Annotated in this window: 2 protein-coding genes; both read left to right on the forward strand. The window is 37.6% G+C overall.

All coding sequences use genetic code 11. The features are described from left to right. The first annotated feature begins 332 nt into the window (after positions 1–332). Positions 333–821, forward strand: coding sequence for a hypothetical protein (locus tag ACFIM1_RS09215; RefSeq protein WP_375609750.1), 489 nt, complete (start codon positions 333–335; stop codon positions 819–821). 77 nt (positions 822–898) lie between these two features. Continuing rightward, positions 899–1597, forward strand: coding sequence for a hypothetical protein (locus ACFIM1_RS09220; RefSeq protein WP_375609751.1), 699 nt, complete (start codon positions 899–901; stop codon positions 1595–1597). Positions 1598–1692 lie beyond the last annotated feature (95 nt).

Consider the following 1692-nt stretch of genomic DNA (forward strand, 5'->3'; position numbering starts at 1 on the left):
ATATTCAATTAGGTAATTATCAAAATGAAAAAAAGTGAAAAAAATAAAAAATACGTATTGACTTTAAAGAAAAGGTCTTTTATTAAGGTTGGCAAGTGCTCAAAACACTGTAATACGAGCGGATAGGTTACGAAACGACCTCTTCCTATGTTTCTAAAATATACTGGCTTTCTTTTGTGCTCTTATTGGCATATAACGATTTTGCCGGGTGTGGTTATACTATACAATACCCTTCATAGGGGAAAGTGTAACGACGGTCTCGTATCCGTGTTTTGAGCGCCCGGCGCCCTTATAGGGTGTCAATCAAAATGTTAAAATACGAGGTAATTATTATGCAGAATTCTGTAAAAAAATATCAACTCACAAATCAAACAATTCTTCGTGAGGGTAAGAAACTTTATCGCATTAAGGCGTTAAGAGATTTTGGTGATGTTAAAGCTGGTCAACTTGGTGGCTATATTGAATCTGAAGAAAATCTTTCCCATGATGGTAATTGCTGGGTTGGTGATCAGGCCATTGTTGTGAGCCCTGGTCGTGTTTACGAAAATGCGCAGGTTTATGGCAATGCAGGTGTTGGTGGTTTTGTATATGGTAATGCTCGCGTCTACGATTCAGCAAAGGTTTTTGCCAATGCCCATGTTTTCGATAGTGCAAAAATTGTAAGTAAAGTGCATGTTTATGAAAATGCCAATGCATGTGGCATGGCTATTGTTACTAAGAATATTTGTGGTGACACAATGAATAATGTTTATACAGAACGCCTTTCTCCTGCTGGTGAAATTTGCTTTGTTATGTGTCGTCCTCATAGGAAAACAGCTTAAATAACGCGCGGGCGCGGCGGGGGCGCCTTCTTTAAACCTCTTAAAATTTATTCAAATGTTAGATTAGGGAGCTACCTATGACCACTAAAAATGTATCTAAAAAATATGAGCTTATAAATGAAAGTCACGTTAAAGGGATTACTTTATACCGCATTCGTGCTTTAAAAGACTTTGCGGATGTTAAAGCTGGTGATTTAGGCGGCTTTATTGAAAAGGAAGATAATCTTTCTCATGATGGCAATTGCTGGGTTTATGATAATGCTTGTGTTGTAAAATCTGGTCGTGTTTATGAAAATGCAAGGGTATATGGCAACGCTGTCATTGGTGGTTTTGTTTATGGCAATGCGCATGTATATGATAAAACCCGCGTGTATTTTGGAGCTCATGTTTATGATAATGCGCATCTTTCTGATAAGGTGTGGGTTTATCAATATGCAAGGGTTTATGGGAATGCAAAATTAACAGGAAGTGCACGCATTTATAGCAAGGCTGAGGTTTATGATCATGCTGTTGTAAGTAGCTCTTCAAAAATTTATGGCAAGGTTTATGGCAATGCTAGCGTGGGTGGGTATGTTAAGGTCTATGGTTCTGTTTATGGCAATGCTAAAGTGACTGGTTATCACACCATTAGAGGTTTGGTACATGGCAATGCAAGATTAAAAAGAAATGATTATTCATATACAGAACAAAACCCTTATTATGCATATGGGATTCCTGAGGATTGTGAAATTTATGAAAACGATACCGTTGTAAAGATTAGTAAAAAAGCAGCGTAAATAACATAACGGCGCGGGGGGCTGCTTTATAGCAAAAAAAGCCGTGTCCTTTTAAGACACGGCTTTTATTATCAAAACAGCTAGCGATCTAAATA

The sequence above is a fragment of the Bartonella sp. AC158YNML genome, from assembly GCF_042196725.1.
Taxonomy (GTDB): domain Bacteria; phylum Pseudomonadota; class Alphaproteobacteria; order Rhizobiales; family Rhizobiaceae; genus Bartonella.